Source organism: Bacillus sp. PDNC022, from assembly GCF_016919285.1.
Taxonomy (GTDB): domain Bacteria; phylum Bacillota; class Bacilli; order Bacillales; family Bacillaceae; genus Bacillus; species Bacillus safensis.
Genome location: NZ_CP070345.1, coordinates 1676724 through 1695050 on the forward strand (window position 1 = coordinate 1676724; position 18327 = coordinate 1695050).

At 39.0% G+C, this 18327-nt stretch carries 21 protein-coding genes; 9 read left to right on the forward strand and 12 right to left on the reverse strand.

Annotated features, from left to right (window positions below):
• Positions 1 to 74: 74 nt before the first annotated feature.
• Positions 75 to 818 carry a bis(5'-nucleosyl)-tetraphosphatase PrpE gene (gene prpE, locus JVX94_RS08800; protein ID WP_205185314.1) on the forward strand — a complete coding sequence of 248 codons (744 nt, stop codon included), beginning with the start codon at positions 75 to 77 and terminating at the stop codon, positions 816 to 818.
• Between the two features lie 40 nt (positions 819 to 858).
• Here prpE and JVX94_RS08805 read toward each other — a convergent pair whose 3' ends face one another.
• From JVX94_RS08805 to JVX94_RS08820, 4 genes are all read right to left on the reverse strand, one after another.
• Positions 859 to 1761 carry an RluA family pseudouridine synthase gene (locus JVX94_RS08805; RefSeq protein ID WP_205185316.1) on the reverse strand — a complete coding sequence of 301 codons (903 nt, stop codon included), beginning with the start codon at positions 1759 to 1761 and terminating at the stop codon, positions 859 to 861.
• Between the two features lie 8 nt (positions 1762 to 1769).
• A complete protein-coding gene (locus JVX94_RS08810) occupies positions 1770 to 2570 on the reverse strand; it encodes an NAD kinase (RefSeq protein WP_048238507.1) in 801 nt (266 codons plus the stop codon).
• A gap of 63 nt (positions 2571 to 2633) precedes the next feature.
• Positions 2634 to 3263 carry a GTP diphosphokinase gene (gene yjbM, locus JVX94_RS08815; protein ID WP_024425028.1) on the reverse strand — a complete coding sequence of 210 codons (630 nt, stop codon included), beginning with the start codon at positions 3261 to 3263 and terminating at the stop codon, positions 2634 to 2636.
• 33 nt (positions 3264 to 3296) lie between these two features.
• Positions 3297 to 3662 (reverse strand): UPF0738 family protein, encoded by a 366-nt coding sequence (locus JVX94_RS08820; RefSeq protein ID WP_044334768.1) that lies wholly within the window; start codon positions 3660 to 3662, stop codon positions 3297 to 3299.
• Between the two features lie 234 nt (positions 3663 to 3896).
• On the opposite strand from JVX94_RS08820, the gene JVX94_RS08825 reads away from it, so the two are divergent.
• From JVX94_RS08825 to JVX94_RS08855, 7 genes are all read left to right on the forward strand, one after another.
• The gene (locus tag JVX94_RS08825; protein ID WP_095408205.1) at positions 3897 to 4475 is read left to right on the forward strand and encodes a CYTH domain-containing protein; all 579 of its coding nucleotides are present in this window, start codon (positions 3897 to 3899) and stop codon (positions 4473 to 4475) included.
• A gap of 21 nt (positions 4476 to 4496) precedes the next feature.
• Positions 4497 to 5264: a lytic transglycosylase domain-containing protein gene (locus JVX94_RS08830; protein WP_205185318.1), complete on the forward strand. Its 768-nt coding sequence runs from the start codon at positions 4497 to 4499 to the stop codon at positions 5262 to 5264.
• Between the two features lie 403 nt (positions 5265 to 5667).
• Positions 5668 to 6279 (forward strand): hypothetical protein, encoded by a 612-nt coding sequence (locus tag JVX94_RS08835; RefSeq protein WP_205185320.1) that lies wholly within the window; start codon positions 5668 to 5670, stop codon positions 6277 to 6279.
• A 3-nt stretch (positions 6280 to 6282) separates the two neighbouring features.
• Positions 6283 to 6858 (forward strand): hypothetical protein, encoded by a 576-nt coding sequence (locus JVX94_RS08840; RefSeq protein ID WP_205185322.1) that lies wholly within the window; start codon positions 6283 to 6285, stop codon positions 6856 to 6858.
• Positions 6859 to 7218: 360 nt separating this feature from the next.
• A complete protein-coding gene (locus tag JVX94_RS08845) occupies positions 7219 to 7617 on the forward strand; it encodes a globin domain-containing protein (RefSeq protein ID WP_048238502.1) in 399 nt (132 codons plus the stop codon).
• Positions 7614 to 8525 (forward strand): ClpXP adapter SpxH family protein, encoded by a 912-nt coding sequence (locus JVX94_RS08850; protein ID WP_205185324.1) that lies wholly within the window; start codon positions 7614 to 7616, stop codon positions 8523 to 8525. Before JVX94_RS08845 ends, JVX94_RS08850 begins: the two co-directional genes overlap by 4 nt.
• 296 nt (positions 8526 to 8821) lie before the next feature.
• The gene (locus JVX94_RS08855; protein WP_024425034.1) at positions 8822 to 8995 is read left to right on the forward strand and encodes a hypothetical protein; all 174 of its coding nucleotides are present in this window, start codon (positions 8822 to 8824) and stop codon (positions 8993 to 8995) included.
• A gap of 107 nt (positions 8996 to 9102) precedes the next feature.
• Here JVX94_RS08855 and pepF read toward each other — a convergent pair whose 3' ends face one another.
• From pepF to mecA, 4 genes are all read right to left on the reverse strand, one after another.
• On the reverse strand, positions 9103 to 10929 hold the full coding sequence (gene pepF / locus JVX94_RS08860; RefSeq protein ID WP_345890808.1) for an oligoendopeptidase F: 1827 nt from the start codon (positions 10927 to 10929) through the stop codon (positions 9103 to 9105).
• A 214-nt stretch (positions 10930 to 11143) separates the two neighbouring features.
• Entirely contained in the window at positions 11144 to 12304 is a 1161-nt protein-coding gene (locus tag JVX94_RS08865) for a competence protein CoiA family protein (protein ID WP_205185329.1), read from the reverse strand.
• A 162-nt stretch (positions 12305 to 12466) separates the two neighbouring features.
• Positions 12467 to 13987: a cardiolipin synthase gene (gene cls / locus JVX94_RS08870; protein ID WP_205185331.1), complete on the reverse strand. Its 1521-nt coding sequence runs from the start codon at positions 13985 to 13987 to the stop codon at positions 12467 to 12469.
• An 86-nt stretch (positions 13988 to 14073) separates the two neighbouring features.
• A complete protein-coding gene (gene mecA / locus JVX94_RS08875) occupies positions 14074 to 14739 on the reverse strand; it encodes an adaptor protein MecA (protein ID WP_144470165.1) in 666 nt (221 codons plus the stop codon).
• 264 nt (positions 14740 to 15003) lie between these two features.
• On the opposite strand from mecA, the gene JVX94_RS08880 reads away from it, so the two are divergent.
• The gene (locus JVX94_RS08880) at positions 15004 to 15669 is read left to right on the forward strand and encodes a TerC family protein (RefSeq protein WP_144470163.1); all 666 of its coding nucleotides are present in this window, start codon (positions 15004 to 15006) and stop codon (positions 15667 to 15669) included.
• Between the two features lie 39 nt (positions 15670 to 15708).
• Here the strand turns inward: JVX94_RS08880 and spxA are convergent, their stop codons facing one another.
• The 4 genes from spxA to JVX94_RS08900 form a co-directional block, all read right to left on the reverse strand.
• Positions 15709 to 16104 carry a transcriptional regulator SpxA gene (gene spxA, locus JVX94_RS08885; RefSeq protein WP_003211421.1) on the reverse strand — a complete coding sequence of 132 codons (396 nt, stop codon included), beginning with the start codon at positions 16102 to 16104 and terminating at the stop codon, positions 15709 to 15711.
• Between the two features lie 193 nt (positions 16105 to 16297).
• A complete protein-coding gene (locus JVX94_RS08890) occupies positions 16298 to 16876 on the reverse strand; it encodes a GNAT family N-acetyltransferase (protein WP_205185332.1) in 579 nt (192 codons plus the stop codon).
• A gap of 137 nt (positions 16877 to 17013) precedes the next feature.
• Positions 17014 to 17301, reverse strand: coding sequence for a hypothetical protein (locus JVX94_RS08895; protein WP_095408196.1), 288 nt, complete (start codon positions 17299 to 17301; stop codon positions 17014 to 17016).
• 104 nt (positions 17302 to 17405) lie between these two features.
• A complete protein-coding gene (locus JVX94_RS08900) occupies positions 17406 to 18326 on the reverse strand; it encodes an ABC transporter ATP-binding protein (protein ID WP_047201797.1) in 921 nt (306 codons plus the stop codon).
• Between the last annotated feature and the right edge of the window lies 1 nt (position 18327).

Below are 18327 nucleotides of genomic sequence, written 5' to 3' on the forward strand. Positions count from 1 at the left end.
CCATTCGTTATATTTTCTAAAATTCAAACTTCTTTATACCCGATGAATGGATGAAAAAACCAGGAGGAAACCTTATGAAATTCGATATTATTGGCGATATCCACGGCTGCTACGAAGAGCTGCTTACCCTCATACACAAACTAGGATACGAACTCAAACATGGATTACCCGTCCATCCTGATAAGAGAACGCTGGCCCTTGTTGGTGATTTAACAGATCGAGGACCTCAGTCAATAGACGTCATGCGGTTTGTCATTCATGCCTATTCACACGGCGCAATCCGCTATGTACCTGGCAACCATTGCTTTAAGCTTTATCGCTACTTAAAAGGAAATCCCGTCAAATTGCTTCATGGCATCGAAACCACAGTGAACGAAATAAAAAAACTGCCAATTCATGAGCAAAACAAATTGTCACATGAATTTAAGCAGTTATTCGAGAAGGCTCCGCTTTATGATGTACTCATTCCTGATGAGCTGATTATTGCACACGCAGCGATGAAGGAAAAGGATATTGGAAAAAAGCCGAATAAACAGATGCGCTCCTATCTACTATTTGGTGCCGTCACAGGAGAAACATGGCCAGATGGACGGCCTGTTCGGAAGGATTGGGCAAAGGAGTATTACGGAAAACCGTGGATTGTGTACGGCCATACACCAGTGAAAGAACCTCGATTCGTTGGCAGAACGGTCAATATTGATACAGGCTGCGTATTTGGTAACCAGCTGTCTGCCCTCACATACCCTGAGCTTAAAACGGTCTCAGTTCCTTCATCTATGCCTTATGACGATTCAAGGTTTCAGCATTTCACATCATAAAAAACCCGGTCCCGCGCTGCAGGTGACCGGGTCTCTCTATTTAAAGAAGCAATGATTTCATGTCATCAGGAAGCGGAGCTGAAAATGTCATTTGCTCACCTGTCATCGGATGAGGAAACACAAGAGTCTCACTATGCAGTGCCTGCCGGTCTATCCGCTCGGCCGTTCCGCCATACAGCGTATCTCCGATGAGCGGATGCCCAAGAAATTGCATATGAACACGAATTTGATGTGTTCTTCCGGTTTCAAGTGAAAGAGACACGTCCGACATGTTCAACTCAGCGATTACCGCTCGCACGGAATAATGCGTCACTGCCTCCTGCCCAGTATCATCAACCATCCGCTCGATGATACTATCCCCTTTTCGGGCAATTTTTGCAGCGATCGTTCCCTGTTTTTCTGTGATCATGCCATGTGTAAAGGCTCTGTACGTTCGTTTAACCGCCCCACTTTTTTGCGCCTTTGATAAAAGGCTATGGGCAAAGCGATGCTTCGCCACGAGCATGACGCCAGATGTATCACGATCAAGGCGGTTCACCAAATGAACCGTATGCCGAACAGACTGCTCTGCATAATGATGCAGCAATCCATTCGCAATACTGTGCTCAGGATGCTCCCGAGAAGGGATCGAAGGGATATATGGCCTTTTATTCAGCACAAGGACATGCTCGTCCTCAAATATAATATCAAGCGGAATTGGTGCAGGCTTCAGCCCTTCACTCACTTTTTCCTCGGGAAATAAAATGGTGAGCCTGTCGCCTTCATGCAGCTCGCACTTCACGGTGACATGCTCTCCATTGATGAGGAGGTCACCACCAGCGAATTTAATATCTGTCAGCATTCTTTTCGAAATGCCAAGATCAATTAAATATTCCTTTAAAAGCAGCCCTTCTTCTTTGGCTGTCATGGTTTTGTTTAACGTAAAGTATTCCAGCGGGAACAACCTCTTTCTTATTCTCCTTTTCCGATAAAGGAATCTTGCACCCTTTTCCAAAACGGAAACGGTCTAAATCTGGCAAAACGGACATTCTCGTCTGCCACCCGGCATTGAATGGATTTGACGTCTTTATGAAGCAGTGTCAAATGATCAATGGTCACCTGAAAATCGACATCATTCCTTGGTTTAATCACACAAGTATGGTGGTCAGGCAAAATAAGCGGTGAACCGACCGTCCGAAACACTCTGTTGTTGATTGAAGCCATTTCTGCCAGCTGAATGGCTCTAATGGAAGGGTGAATAATGGCACCACCCAGTGCCTTATTATAGGCCGTACTGCCAGATGGTGTAGACAGACAAAGACCGTCACCTCTAAATGTTTCAAACAGCTGACCCCTAATTTCAACATCTGCCACAAGTGTCCCTTCCATGCTTTTAATCGTACATTCATTCATCGCTAAATATTTCTCTTCTCTGCCGCCGTCGTTGTATCTGACAATGACTTCTAAGATCGGATATTCCACAATATGATAAGGTGTTTTCGCAATGGCTAAGACAAGTTTTTCAATTTCACTTGGCACCCAGTCAGCATAAAAACCGAGATGACCTGTATGAACACCGACAAAAGCTGTTTCATCTAGACGGTCGCTATAACGGTGAAACGCATAAAGAAGGGTGCCGTCTCCACCAACCGTAATGACAAGATCCGGTTCCTCTTCATTTAGTTCCATACCAAAATCCAATAAGTAGGTCTGAATTTTGCTTTTGAGCGTGTCAGATACAGAATTCCCTTTTGAAGAAACTGCAAATTTCATGAATTCTTCTCCTTTTCCACCTTGCTGCTATGAGAGGGCAGCATCATATTTGATCAAACTGGCTCAGCTGTCGTTTTTCTTTTTCCGGGAAAATGCCACTTGTGCTTCTTGAATTTCCCCTCTGATTTCGGACATTTCTTCATCGAGACGAGATGCTGCCTCAGATGCTCTTTGAAGGCGCAGCTTGACCTTCTCCGGGATATTCCCGCTATATTTATAATTCAGAGAATGCTCAATGGTCGCCCAAAAGTTCATCGCAAGCGTACGAATTTGGATTTCGACGAGGAGCTGTTTCTCTCCACTTACGGTTTGCAGCGGATATAACACAACAAGGTGGTACGAGCGGTATCCGCTTTCTTTATGTTCTGCAATATAGTCGCGTTTATCTACAACCACAAAATCTTTACGTGACTGGAGCATTTTTTTCACGACTTGTATATCTTCTACAAACTGGCACATAATGCGAAGCCCAGCAATATCCTGCATCGTTTCAATCTCATGCATCGGGATGTTTTTACGCTTTGCCTTTTCTAATATGCTGGCAACGGGTTTCACTCGGCCTGTGACAAACTCTACTGGTGAATGGTCATCCTCGAATTCATACAGCTTTCGAATGCCTTTTAGTTTCACTTTTAATTCTTCGACTGCTTGTTTATACGGTGCGAGGAATTGATCCCATTGTTTTTTGTCCATGAAACTTCCCCCAATTCCATATACCTAATTATTTCAGAGGAATGTGCTTTTCACTTTCTCTTCCATATCTCCGTAATTGGCATTGTCTTTAATATTGTCGATTAAATAATGTAATTCCTGTTGAAGCTGAATGAGTTCCAGCGATTGTTCATCCGATGCCAAATAGACAGGGATGTCACGATTCATTGCTTCTTTTAATGGAGCCCATGTATGTTCCCCTAAAATAAGATACGAGAAGGACTCCTCGGTTTCAAGTATGTAAACGAACGCAAAGTGATCAGAATCAACAAGCATTTGTCCTGATGCTTTTGCTTTTTGGATTTGCTCTTCTGACTGGATTGTCAAAATTAGCCTGTCTTCTTTTAAAGTTGCTTCTGTGATTTCAATTCTGTTTTGCATCATGATCTCCTTTACAACAAAGTACAGCTTTATTTTATCATATCAAGTTCAATATTGATAAACCGAACTTTTTGAGAAAATCCTGTTTTTCTCTTTTAAATGATCCTTTCCCATGATTCTTCATTTATTTTGGTCCACACCTAAAGAAAATAAAGAGAAAAAACAGTCTTTTACTGGTGAACACACTTCATGTACAATAATCATATTTCCTCTAAATGAAAGGTTGATGTCAAAATGGCACAGGAAATTGAAATAGAACTAAAGCAATTATTAATGAAAGAAGAATTTGAACAGCTGAAACAGCATTTTCAATTGAAGGATGCAGATTTCCATACGCAAACCAACTATTATTTTGATACACCTCAATTCGATATAAAATCTCAATTGGCTGCATTAAGAATGAGAGAAAAAGACGGTCATTGGGTTCTTACATTAAAGGAACCGCACGAGATAGGCTTGCTCGAAACCCACCAAACGATCGCTCCCCCATCACAATTTGACGATTTTGAGCTGCCAGAAGGTGAAGTTGCGGACAGATTAGACCACCTGAACATTCAAAAGGATCAAATTGTGTACTTTGGTTCGCTTGAAACGTCAAGAGCAGAAAAAATGATCGAAGAAGGCTTAATTGTTTTGGATCACAGCCGATATTTAACAGTAGAGGACTATGAACTTGAATTTGAAGTGAGCGACCTGGAAATCGGACAAACCGCTTTCTCCGCATTGCTCCGAAAATTTCATATCCCAGTACGAAACACGAAAAACAAAGTCGTTCGTTTTTATGAAGAGAAAATGAAAACACAGAATAGATGAATTCCTTGAAGGAGGAACATGATGAACGTCAATCAACTTCAATCCTTTATGCAGCTTCAAGCGCTTAAAACGTTACAGACAGATCCAGCACAAACGCAAATGTCTGCCGGTCAAGAATCAAATGCCCAAGCTTCATTTCAATCGCTGCTGCAAGATTTTTTAGGCGGATCAGAATTATCACGTCTCCCGCTTTCCATCTCAGCTTTTATGGGCACGGACACATCAACGGCTCCTAACACGCAATATGCACGTACAAACCCATATTTATCTGCCACTTCCGGCAGTGAGCAGCTTCAGGCCCAATCTTTGTATGCAAATGACAATCAATTAAATACAGCGAATGGCATTGGAAATGTCTTAAACAACAGCTACACACCGCCGCTTCAAGAGGCAGTCTCAAGCGGTTCATCATCAAAAGAGATTAATCAAATCGTGTCACAAATGGCTCAAAAGCATGGCGTTCCCGCAAAACTGATTCACGCGGTCATCAAGCAGGAATCCGGCTATCGCGCGAATGCTGTCAGCCACGCAGGTGCGCTTGGGCTCATGCAGCTCATGCCATCTACTGCTAAGTCACTTGGCGTAAAGAACGCCTTTGATGCGGCCCAAAACATTGAAGGCGGTACGAAGTATATAAAACAAATGCTTCAGAAATATAATGGAAATGTCTCACTCGCCTTAGCTGCTTATAATGCAGGCTCAGGAAATGTTGATAAATACGGAGGCATTCCTCCATTTAAAGAAACACAAAATTATGTAAAGAAAATCACAGCTCAATATTTCGCTTAAACCGAAGAGAATAACCTCATAAATATATTTAAATATTGCCTTCTATTATAAATCGAATTTACTAGCTTGTAGAGAAATTAAAATATTTCTACAGGCTTTTTTATATTTTTTTAAAATATGATCTACATTTAAATTATGTTTAAAAAACTCTAACCTTCTTAGTTAGAAGAACTTACTTGCTGTATTCTCCTTAACTAGACCTTTCCACATAGTTTAAAGGAGCACGCTTTTCTATTAATTAGTTACAAAAGCAACTTTAAGCTGATAAATACATTAAATCCAAACTTCCGATTTCCTTCTACACTCCAAAAAATAAACATTTTTACTTATAATGTATTTACAAAATAGAACAAATGAATTATTATTTTTATGAATAGAGTAAATTTGGAAAAGAGGTTAATTTATGAGATTAAATTTAAAAAAGACAGTGACTATTTTCGGACTAACTACTGCACTAGCACTGGTACCCTTCACAGAGTCTAACGCCACTACATTATCAAAAAGCAAAAACTTAGAAATAACTTCTGTAAAACTTGCTAAACCACTAGAGTATGATTTAAAAGAAGAGTATTTTATGTCTGCTATGTATAATCCTTACGACGGAAAGGATTATACTCAAACTTCCAAAAAGACATATAAACACCAAAATTGGTCAACAACCGTTAAAAACAATAGCTCAAAAACAGATAGTGTTACAAGGACAGTAACTAGATCAAGATTTTCCAATGGATCAGTTGGAGCTTCAGGAGAAGTTGGAGCTAATTGGAAATTAGTTACTGCGAAAGTTGGTATCACTGCGGAAAAATCATGGGGAAAATCAGATAGTATAAAAGTTTCCTATAAATGGAATATACCAGCTAAATCTACTACTACAATTAAAACAGGTTCAAAAGCTGTTCAATCTATAGGGCAAATCAAAGAATATAATAGAGGAACTGTTGTTAAAAGAACGGCTGTAAATGTAAAATATACTTACGGAGAATATTCAGATAAGTCTTCAAAAAAAATTAAATAATATATGAAAACCAGAAAATTTTTCTTATTCGCTCTACTTATTATCGCACTAGTCGGTTGCAATGTTAATAATTCAAATGATAATTCTAGAGTAAACAACGATCCGGATTTAACTGAACCGAACCCTGGTAGTACTTCCGAAAGTTATACATCCATTCGAGAGTTCCAAGAGTTATTCGGTCAAAGTTTAAAGAACGACTTTTTAGAGATTAAAATTAGCAAATATATACTTACTTTAAGCATGGATATATCTATGGATAGAAAATTATTGAAGAAATTACAGAATACAGCTAATGATTTTTCATTCAATTTCGCTGATATAACCGGCAATACAGAAATCAGTAATTCTTTACTCCATCAACAGAAATATGTTAATGGGAATTTACTAGTGAAACAGCTAAATAAAAAAAATAATCATGTCAAAATAATTCAATATCTTCCTCTCCAAAAAAATTTAGATATTGAGCAATTAGATTATCTTAAAAAACCAGAGAATTACGAATTCCAAATTTTAGACGAGAATGACGATCCAGTATTTATTTTAGCAGGATTAGATTTAAGAACTATGGATAACCCATAAATTTCATTATTTATTCACCACTCTTTAGTTAGGGTGGTTTTTTCTTTGAAAAATTAACAAATTTAAATAATATTTATAACAAATCCAACTTCAAAAAGAAAGAGACTGTTGCTTTTTTATTTATTTCCCCCTAATTTAACAGGGTTATGTTATGATATGGTCAATTGATCACGGAACCCGACTCTCACTTTATTTCGAGCAGACCAAAGCGGTTTGTTTGTGGAATCGAGTTGAGGTTGTTAAAATAAGTACAAGAATAGAAACAATAAAATAGAACAAACTGAATATCACTTTTGAAATAAATGAAATGCGCAATAGGGTGAGTCATCCTATTAACTACGAGTAAAAGGAGTAGTCAACATGGTACAATCGTTTAACGCACCTTACGAAGCGGTTGGAGAGGAACTTCTATCGCAACTTGTTGATACTTTTTATGAAAATGTAAAGTGTCATCCTTTGCTTCATCCTATTTTCCCGGATGACTTAAAAGAAACAGCAAGAAAACAAAAACAGTTCTTAACGCAATATTTAGGCGGACCACCGCTTTATACAGAGGAGCATGGCCACCCAATGCTGCGGGCGAGACATCTCCCTTTTCCGATTACTGAGAAGCGGGCTGACGCATGGCTTGAATGCATGGAGGATGCAATGGATCAAGTAGGACTAACCGGCGATATTCGTGACTTTTTATTTGAGCGGCTTTCTCTGACGGCTCGCCATATGGTCAATCAAACACCTGAAAAGGATGGACGATCTTGAGCTGCAATACGCACGATCAATATTTCTCACACTGTCACGGACATCCTCAAAAGCCGATTGAAATCTATGTATTCATTGATCCTCTAAGCCCAGACTGCTGGTTATTAGAGCCATCCATTAAAAAATTAAAAATGAAATATGGCCGTTTTTTCACTTTACGAACGGTAACAAGCTCTAGTATTAATGCATTGAATCGGAAAAGAAAGAAGCATTTACTGACTGAAGCATGGGGAAAATTTGCCACTAAAACACAGACCAAAAAAGAACAAATACTGTCTGAACAAATTGTGACATCACCCTACCTCGCCTCACTCGCACTAAAAGCGGCGGAGCTTCAAGGCAGAAAATGCGGAATGAAATTTTTGCGTCTCATTCAAGAATCACTTTTTTGCCATCAGCAGGATGTCACAAGTGAGCAGGTGCTGCTAGAAAATGCAAAAAATGCTGGTCTGGACATAGAAGAATTCCAGCGTGACATTCATTCTCAAAGTGCTGTTAAAGCCCTACAATGTGATATGAAAATTGCAGCTGAAATGGACGTTTCTGAGCTTCCAACCTTCGCCTTTTTTAATACCGTAAATGGAGATGAAGGATTAAAAATTTCAGGTGCCTACTCTTATGATATATACGAGGAAATCCTTTTTGAAATGATTGGTGAAAAACCAACACCTTCAGAACGGCCTCCAATTGAATGGTTTATTGCTTACTTTCAATTTGCTTCCGCAAAAGAGATAGCCGTTGTCTATGACTTGACGCTTGAAGAAGTTGAACGAGAAATGAAGAAGCTGGCTTTCGCTCAAAAGGTAGAACGTGTACAAGTACAGCAAGAAATGTTTTGGCGCTATAAAGAAAATGATCACCATACAGATCTTGATGTCTATCGTTGTGAGAATGAACATGGGTGCTGACCCATGTTTTTTCTTTACCTCTATCAAGAACATTTGTTCTATTTATAAGTACGAAGAAACCGCGCCGGGATAAGCGCGGTTTCACTATGTCTTAACGACAACAAAGGGGATGGGAGAAATTTTTCACGGTCAAACAAAGGGGTAATGTTTGTATGTGATTAATTTCACATCTGTAGTATATCAAATTTTGTCGACTTATGACAACAGATATACTATATGTTCATATTTTTGTCACAAAACATAAGAGGGTTGTCACTTTCATATAGTGAAAGTAACAACAAAATGGGGGGATCTGCATGCGCAGCACAACTATTGGACTTGTTGCCATTGGCTTATGTTTCTTTTTAAATATATTAGGCTTAATGAAGATGCTTCCTCTTTATTTGACGTCTCCACTCTTATTTGCTTCGATTCTTTTTACGCTTTATCGAATGAATCACCGTAAGACCTTTAGAGGTTTTAAAGGTTGATGATTGATAAGGAACGGCCTCGACATCTGAAGAGGTCTTTTTTTATGAGAAAAAAACTCCTGTCAAAAGATGAGATAGCACTCACACATCTGACAGAAGTCTTTTCATTACTCACCTGTTTTGGAGATGAGCTCTTCCATTTCTTTTAGTTTTTCTTCGAACAATTGACATGCCGCTTCGATTGGTTCCTTAGAAGCCATATCAACACCTGCTTTTTTCAGCACATTGATTGGATAATCAGAGCTTCCTGCTTTAAGGAAATCTGTGTAGCGCTCTACCGCAGGTTTTCCTTCTTGTAAGATTTGCTTGCTTAATGCCTGCGCAGCACTATAGCCTGTCGCGTATTGATACACATAATAGTTGTAATAGAAATGAGGGATTCTCGTCCACTCTAATCCAATTTCCTTATCAACCACCATGCCGTCACCAAAATACTTCTTGTTCAGATCGTAATAAAGGTTTGTCATAAATTCTGGCGTTAAAGCCTCTCCTTCTTGTGCTTTCACATGAATAAGATGCTCAAACTCAGCAAACATCGTTTGTCTGAATACCGTTCCTCTAAATCCTTCTAACAAGTGGTTTAACACATACAAACGCTGCTTTTTATCCTCTAAATGATTAAGCAGATATTCGCCTAGTAACGCTTCATTTGTAGTGGAAGCCACTTCAGCTACAAAGATACTATAGTTTCCATACGGATATGGCTGGTGCTTTCTTGTATAGTAGCTGTGGACAGAGTGACCAAATTCATGAGCCAGCGTAAACAAATTATCAATATTATTTTGCCAGTTCATGAGGATATATGGATTTGTACCATAGCTTCCAGATGAATACGCACCGCTTCGTTTCCCTTTATTCTCATAAACGTCTACCCAGCGATTGTCGAGTCCTTCTTTTAACACGGAAACATATTCTTCTCCTAATGGCGCTAGCCCTTTCAGCATGTAATCCTTTGCTTCATCGTAGGTGAGTTTCATGCCAGCATCTTTCACAAGTGGTGTATACAAGTCGTAATTGTGCACTTCATCAAGCTTTAATACCTTTTTACGTAATTCAATATAGCGGTGTAATAACGGTAAATATTGATGAACTGTATCAATTAGATTGTCATACACTTCTTCCGGGATGCTGTTTCGAGATAGTGCTGCTTCTCTTGCCGATTGATAATTTCGTACTTTTGCATAAAAATTATCCTTCTTAATCGAACCGCTCAGTGTAGAAGCAAGTGTGTTCTTATACTGATCATACGTTTTATACACAGCTTTAAAGGCATTCTTTCTCACTTCACGATCATCACTATTTAAAAATGTGATGAAGTTGCCGTGGGTAATTTTCTTTTCCTCTCCATTCTCATCCTTTACAGAAGGGAACGAAATATCGGCGTTGTTAAACATACTAAAAGTAGTAGATGAAGATGAAAGTGGTTCAGATGCCTCAGCTAATAAAGCTTCTTGCTCCTCACTTAAAATATGTGGACGCTCTTTATTAATTTCTTCAAGAGCATGTGAATACAGTTTTAATTCTTCTTTTTCCAGAATGAATTGCTGCAATTTATCTTCTTGAATCGATAAAATCTCTGGAACAATATAAGCAGATGTACTAGACAGCTGTGTAAATAGATTTGATGCCTTATCATTTAACGCCTGAAATGATGAGTTCGTTGTATCTTCATCATATTTCATGTGCGCATATGTATAAAGCTTGCCAAGCTTTTCAGAAAGTTGATCCTGAAAGGTTAGGGCTTCATACAAGACATCAGCAGAATGGGCCAGCTTGCCTTTAAATTGGGCCAGCTTCGGAATTTCTTTTTTGACCGCTTCGAATTCCTTGTTCCATGCATCGACGCTTTCAAAAATATCTTCAAGACGCCATTTGTTTTCTTCTTGTACTTCGCTTCTGTCTGGTAAATGATTGTTTTTGTTTTGTGAAGTCATATGAATCCCCCTTGCATGAGTTGTGTTGAACCAACCTTTCGGAAAGTGAAAAAAATTGGTGTTGTATTTATCTTCTTTGTTTTGAACTATATTTGTCAAATCATATGCAGAAATAAATACCAAACAGACTAAAAAAATGAGAAAAAAGCGTTTCTTTCGATTCAATAGCAGCACCACCTTTTTCTTATCATGATCAAAGTGGTCATGAAACATGCTAATGAAATAAGAAAGCATCCCGTTTTAACACTTCATCTGCTGTTCGTATAGGCATTTGATTCGACGATACTTCATAATTACCCTCTTTCGTCATATGTAAAAACCCTTGTCTAATAAGCCCCTTTACATATGCAGTGATCACCTCTTTTATTTCTTCTCTTGAAACATCGCCATATCGGAGTTTTACTTCTTTCATTTGCACACATCGATTGATTTCCATCATCAGCTGTTGAAGCGTCACTCTTCCGTTTCCTTTTTTCCTCACCATCCAATCATAGAGACATCCCTGCCAAACATACACGGGACTTGTAAAGATATACGCTTCTTGCAGCGGGATAAATAATTCAGTTGGCAAAAAAGGGAATGCTGTTTGATGATGCTCATAAAAGATATCTCTCAAACGTTTGCTTTCATTTGATAAAATGCGAGGAGGACGCTGCCTAAATTGCTGTATACATTTAAGCCATTGTTGATTTACTTGACGCTTGCTTGAGGGCGGGGATAGGAGTGCCGGAAGTTCGCGGTATGCTGAAGGTGGTCTGACAGTCATTGCGGCACATACTTTTGTAGGTTGAAACACGAGGAATTGATCAAGATGGATGAACCGATTCTGGATCGGGCAGAAAAAAATCAACCGCCGCTTCTCTGATTCCCTTAAAATTCCCCAATGAATGGAAGAGAAAGAAAAAAGCTGGGCAGATTTTCGTTTTAAACGATTTGCCCCTATCATCCATATAGGTAAGAGTCCTGCTTCACGAAAACCTGCTGTTCTTCTGCGCAGCTCTTGCCGGGAAATATTTGCACATTGAAATTCGATTGCATAGGCTGCACTCCCTGTAGAGACGGTCACATCAGGACGCTGATGGATCTTTGACATATACTTTTCCAGCGCCGGTTTGTATCCAAGCCGCCTAAGCCAATTCATAATGGCTTCCTTCCCCGCCTGATGATAAGCCGTTTCACCTGAGGCTAACGGACATGCTGTCAGCTGTTTATGCGCAAAATGATAGACACGATGCTCCCCTAGCTTTAATTGCACCTCCTCCCTGCATTCAGGACAATAAAATTTGCACGTCGTTCTTACATGCTCCAGCCGGCTTTTCGATAGATGATGTGTAATTCGGATAAGCTTACCGTTATCCATAATTGCTGCATTCATTCAGTTCGCCCCTTGCTCTTTGATGTCCGTATTATAGCTTGTTCGTCTTTAAGGAAGCGAATAGACAAAATGAATTTTTATCGTGTCAAAAGATGATTTTACTGATCATTTCCTCAGTAAAATCAAAATTCCCCCTTATAGAAAAGGGGGAAAATACAATCTTTATAAAAGTGGTGATAATAGTCTTGCTGTTGATTCAAACAGTCTGACCCTCAATGGTCTCTTTGCAAACTCTTCTGGAACAATTTCATGTGACTGCTCTAAATCACCTAAGAAATCGTTGACGAGCTTCTCTGTGCTTTTCGTTTTATAAAGGAAGGCATTCACTTCAAAGTTCAAATGAAAGCTTCTCATATCCATGTTTGCCGTTCCAATCGAAGCCAGCTCGCTATCCACAATAATAAATTTACTATGCATAAAGCCTTGATCATACTCGTACACTTTTGCACCTGCGTCAAGAAGCTCCGGGAAGTATGAACGAGACGCATGGAAGACAATTCGTTTATCAGGATTCTTTGGCGCAATAATCCGTACATCTACTCCGCTCAATGCGGCAATTTTCAATGCGGACAAAATATCATCATCCGGCACAAAATACGGGGAAGCGATCCAAATGGACTTTTTGGCGGAGATGATCATGGAGAAAAAGAGATTTTTAATGACCTCCCACTGCTTGTCAGGTCCACCAGCAATCATTTGTACGCCTTCTGTTGTACTTTCAATGTGGGTAAAATCTTTGAAATAGTCCACACCTGAGCATCTTTCATTCGTCATATAATACCAATCCTGCATGAAAATCTGCTGGAGGTCACGAACAGCTTCGCCCTTAATCATCAGATGGGTATCACGCCAGAATCCATATTGTCTGCTTCTGCCCATGTATTCGTCTCCAATGTTAAGCCCGCCGACAAATCCTACTTCTCCATCAATCACGACAATTTTTCTATGATTTCGGAAGTTGATTTTATTATTTAAAAGGGGGAGCCTTACTGGTAAAAACGGAACGATCTGAACGCCAGCCTTTTCTAGGTCAGCAATATATTGACGAGAGAGCTTTAAGCTTCCTACATCGTCATATAAAAAGCGGACAATCACACCATTTTTCGCTTTTTCAATGAGAATATCCTTTAATTCTTGGCCAAGGTCATCATGGCGGAGAATGTAATATTCTAAATGAATGTGATGTGTTGCTTTTTTGATCTCTTCAAAAATATGAGAGAATGTTTCTTCACCATTTGTTAGGACTTTAGAGGACGTGCGATATGTAATAGGGGTATGTCCAAGTCTATGGGCCAGCTTAAATAAGAGCTGCTGATGATCACCCATATGCGTCATTTTTTCAATCGCTTCTCTATGAATACGTTCATCTTCTTGGATTAACTGCTCGTCCAGTACCGCCTTCTTTTCAAACAGCCGGCGCTTTTTGATATTGCGTCCAAAGAAAATGTAGAACAAAAAGCCGAATAACGGAAAGCTGCCAAGAAGGACAAGCCATGTAATCGTTTGAGACGGATTCCGGTTCTCCAAGAAAATAACAAATCCGATGAAGATAATCGATAACGTAAATAGAACACTGACAGAACTTAATACACTTACCGCTAAATCACCGGCAATCAACTGGATGATTAAATAAGCACCTATCGTAATGATAAGAAAAAATAGAACTTTGACTACATTTCTCATTTCATTTTCTCCTTGCCGATCTCTTTATTTATCTATTCATTCAGATAAAAAAGTCGATTCCTCTATAGAAATCGACTTTTTGTAAGTTACGAGAAGTGCTGTTGAATCGTTTCAAGGGCATTCCCTTCGATAATCAGCTGACCGTATTCTTTCAGTCTGTAGATGCTGACCACTGATTCATGTGCGTATTCAAGCAAAATGCTGAGCTTATTCTCCACTTGCTCATCTGACAAATCCTCGTGGAAGTCAACATATAGATAATAACGGTTTTCAAACGAATATAAACTTGTGGTAAAATCCTGCATATTTAATTGAGAAAGTGCAATCAAATCTTCAAAGTCATCCATTTTTAACACAAATTGAAGTTGAAGTTTTTTGTCCTTCTCATTATGGTCTTCTTGATCTTGCTCTTCTTTATTAAAATCATCAAGCAGTGCGTCTAAGCTTTCTTCATCTGTTTGACCTTTTTTATCTTCTGGAATCGGCAATTCGAGCTTTTGTCCATCTTTAGAAAGTTGGGCTTTAGTCACGACAATTTCAAGACCTTTGTCAAGTGCCTGTACTTGAATCCAAAGCGGTCCCTCTACTGCAAATTCTTCTTCTTCGTGCACTTCGTCCATTACTTCCCAAAACAGCTCTTCACTGCGCTCACGATTATACCAAATCTCTTCACGGTCAAATCCGCGATCTTCAATATCACCGTAGGAAATATAAAATTTGACTGTATGTTCATTTATTCTTTCGATTTCCATTTTGCCAACCTTCCCTTCTATATAAGATGTTGAAGGGACATACAAGCTCCCAATTAATAGTACTTTACTACACTTTACCCGTTCCGTCTACATGTTAACCGTTTAAAGAATTGAGGTATTGCTTCGTACTGTCTATTTTATGATAAAACATGAATAAAAGAAATAAAAACGCATTTTTTGCAGAGAAAACTTGCAGAAACATATATTTGAATTGTCCTCATATATTGGTTGTACGAGCTCTATTTGGGACATGAGGTGAAATGGATGGAAACAGAGTGGATCGTATCCTTACTGATGATTATTGGAATAGACCTAATTTTAGGCGGAGATAATGCGCTCATCATTGCGATGGCCAGTCGAAGCTTATCAAATGACAAACGCAATAAAGCCATTTGGATCGGCACACTTTTAGCCGTGCTGATGAGAATTACAATGACTGGTGCCGCAGTTTATTTATTGACTATCCCTTATTTGCAATTTATTGGCGGTCTTTTTCTCCTTTATATAGGATACAATCTGTTAATTGAACAAAAGAAGGAATCCATTCGGATTAAGAGCAGCGGCTCCCTTTGGCGTGCGGTTCAAACCATTGTGATTGCCGACCTCTTTATGTCACTTGATAATGTCATCGCAGTTGCAGGTGCAGCAAAAGGCAATATGCTTCTGACCGCGTTTGGCCTCATGATTTCTGTACCGATTATTATTTGGGGAAGCAAGCTGATTCATGCAGCTTTAACCAAATTTCCGTTTCTTTTATACGGAGGAAGCGCGCTCTTGGCCTTTACAGGCGGCGAAATGATTGTGCGTGATGTGAAATTGACTGAATTTATGGCACAGCATGCCACGCTTGAATTAATGCTTCCGTTTTTAACCGTCATAGTGGTCATATTAGCCAGCCTCTTTTACGAACAAACGGCTGAAAACAAATAAAAAAAGCTGCCAAATGATCGGCAGCTTTTTGTTTTTCTATTAGTTAGCAAGTCGCTGAGCTTCTCTTAGTTGGAATGTACGAACCGTTCTTGGTAAGAAACGTCTAATTTCATCTTCATTGTATCCAACTTGTAGTCTTTTTTCATCCAAAATAATTGGACGACGCAGAAGACCTGGATGCTCATTGATTAGTTTATACAATTGTTGAAGCGGCATTGTCTCAACATTGACATTTAGTTTTTGGAATACTTTTGAACGTGTTGAGATAATTTCATCTGTACCGTCTTCTGTCATTCGAAGAATTTCTTTGATTTCATCGATTGAAAGAGGCTCAGAAAAAATGTTTCTCTCTTGATATGGGATATTGTGCTCTTCTAACCACGCTCTTGCTTTTCTACATGATGTACAGCTTGGTGATGTGTATAATGTTACCATAAATCTTCACTCCTCAATTTGTAGAATGAATATTGATCTGTATTCTTAAATTAAAATTGTTCTAAATAAGTAATCTTTATAGTGATTATACTATAAAAAAGTAAGTGTGAACAGATTTTCTTGCAATTTTTGTGACAAAAACTAGACAATTTCATTCATTTTGTGGTGCTGCTTGATGTCTGAACATTCTCATTTAGTCGAGATGATCGAAAATATTTTTTTGCTTTCTATTTTCAATGATCTTCAATACATCATCAACGTCCTCATACGATTGTCCATACCATTCTTCATCTTTATACGTATGGATTCGTTCATAGGTCTTCCTCATGGCTTCCATGATCTCTTCCTCATGATTTGTAAGAGGCGACCAATAAAGAATTTCCATGCGGTTCACTTCATTTGTTGCAAGTGACCTGCGTTTATAACCGATTGATTCTGCATGCTTGAAGTGCTCTCTTTGGTAAAACTTTAGGCGTTTTGCAGTATCTGCATCATCTTCATCTACAGGCTCGACCTCAAGCAAGATCGGTTTCTTTTTTTCCTTCAGCTTATGAATAAGCTTTGATCCGAGGCCTTCACCTCTTGCATCTTTGGAAACAAATAAATAATCAATAAAGATGAAAGAATCAAATTCGGCGTACATCATCACATGATGAAGTCCTTCCTCCTTATGATAAATATCACTTCTTTCCTTTAATAAAGCTTCCATATGCTCTTTTGACTTCATTTCTTCTATCGGGAAGTATTCACTGAGCTTTTCATACCAATTCATGGATCTGCTCCTTATGCTATAGTTAAGAACCACTTCTTTAGATATTCCCGATTTCCTGCTATTTAAACGCCTGTACTAGTAAGACGCAGCAAACTCTTAAGTAGTTTCACTTTTTTTCAATTAACGTAAAAAAAGTTTTATAACGAACGATTCATGACGAGTTGAAAACAGACAAACAGGATCAGTGTCATCGCAATTTGAAACATGATCAAATAAAGATATTTTACACGCCGTGTCTCTTGCTTCTGACCGCTTGTATTCCGGTTAAGCATATATTCCACCGAAAAAGACACAATCCCAATGAGCACCATAAACGCAAGCATCCACTTTCCTCCGTTTGGTTTCGTGAAAAAAGACGTTGAAAAAAGCATGAATACAATGAGAACATGAAGTAATGAATAACGATAAGTTTTCCAAATGGACATATGATTTCCTCCGGTATCTGCTTGTACTTAACTAAAAATTACCATCATCTTGTTTTTTTGTAAAATAAAAAAAGAAGCACTGACTTAGCAGTGCTTCTTTCTTCTTATGATTGTTTCGCTTGAAGCTCTTTGAATTCTTCCTCTGTGCAGCTCACAAAGTGACCTGGCTTCACTTCACGGAACTCGGTGTTTGTTCCTTTATGAACAGATGGATCATACTTGATTCGTTTGCGGTTACGCTCATAATCAGGATCTGGGAGCGGAATCGCAGACAGCAATGATTTTGTATATGGATGCAGCGGGTTTTCGTATAATTCATTCGCTGGTGCCAGCTCAACCAATTTTCCGAAATACATCACGCCGATACGATCGCTGATGTATTTTACCATGGACAGGTCATGCGCAATGAATAAATACGTTAAGCCTTTTTCCTCTTGAAGCTCTTTCAATAAGTTGACGACCTGCGCTTGGATCGACACGTCTAATGCAGAGATTGGTTCATCAGCGATGATGAAATCTGGCTCAACTGCTAATGCACGTGCAATTCCAATACGCTGCCTTTGACCACCTGAGAATTCATGCGGGTATCTGTTCGCATGCTCTTTGTTCAAGCCAACAGTTTCAAGTAATTGGAACACACGCTCTTTTCGCGCCTGCTTTGTTTTCGCAAGACCATGAATGTCGATGCCCTCTGCAATGATATCAAGCACTGTCATTCTTGGGTTAAGTGAAGCATATGGATCTTGGAAGATCATCTGCATTTGACGGTTGAACTCAAGCATTTTTTGTCTTGATTTCTTCCCGTGTACATTTTCCCCTTTATAAAGAACTTCACCGTCTGTCGCATCATAAAGTCTAATGATCGAACGGCCCGTAGTGGATTTACCACAACCAGACTCACCTACAAGACCAAGCGTTTCACCTTTGTAAATATCAAATGAAACACCGTCAACTGCTTTCACAGTTCCTCTTGCTGTATGGAAGTGCTGCTTCAAATTTTTAATTTCTAACAGTTTTTCTGCCATG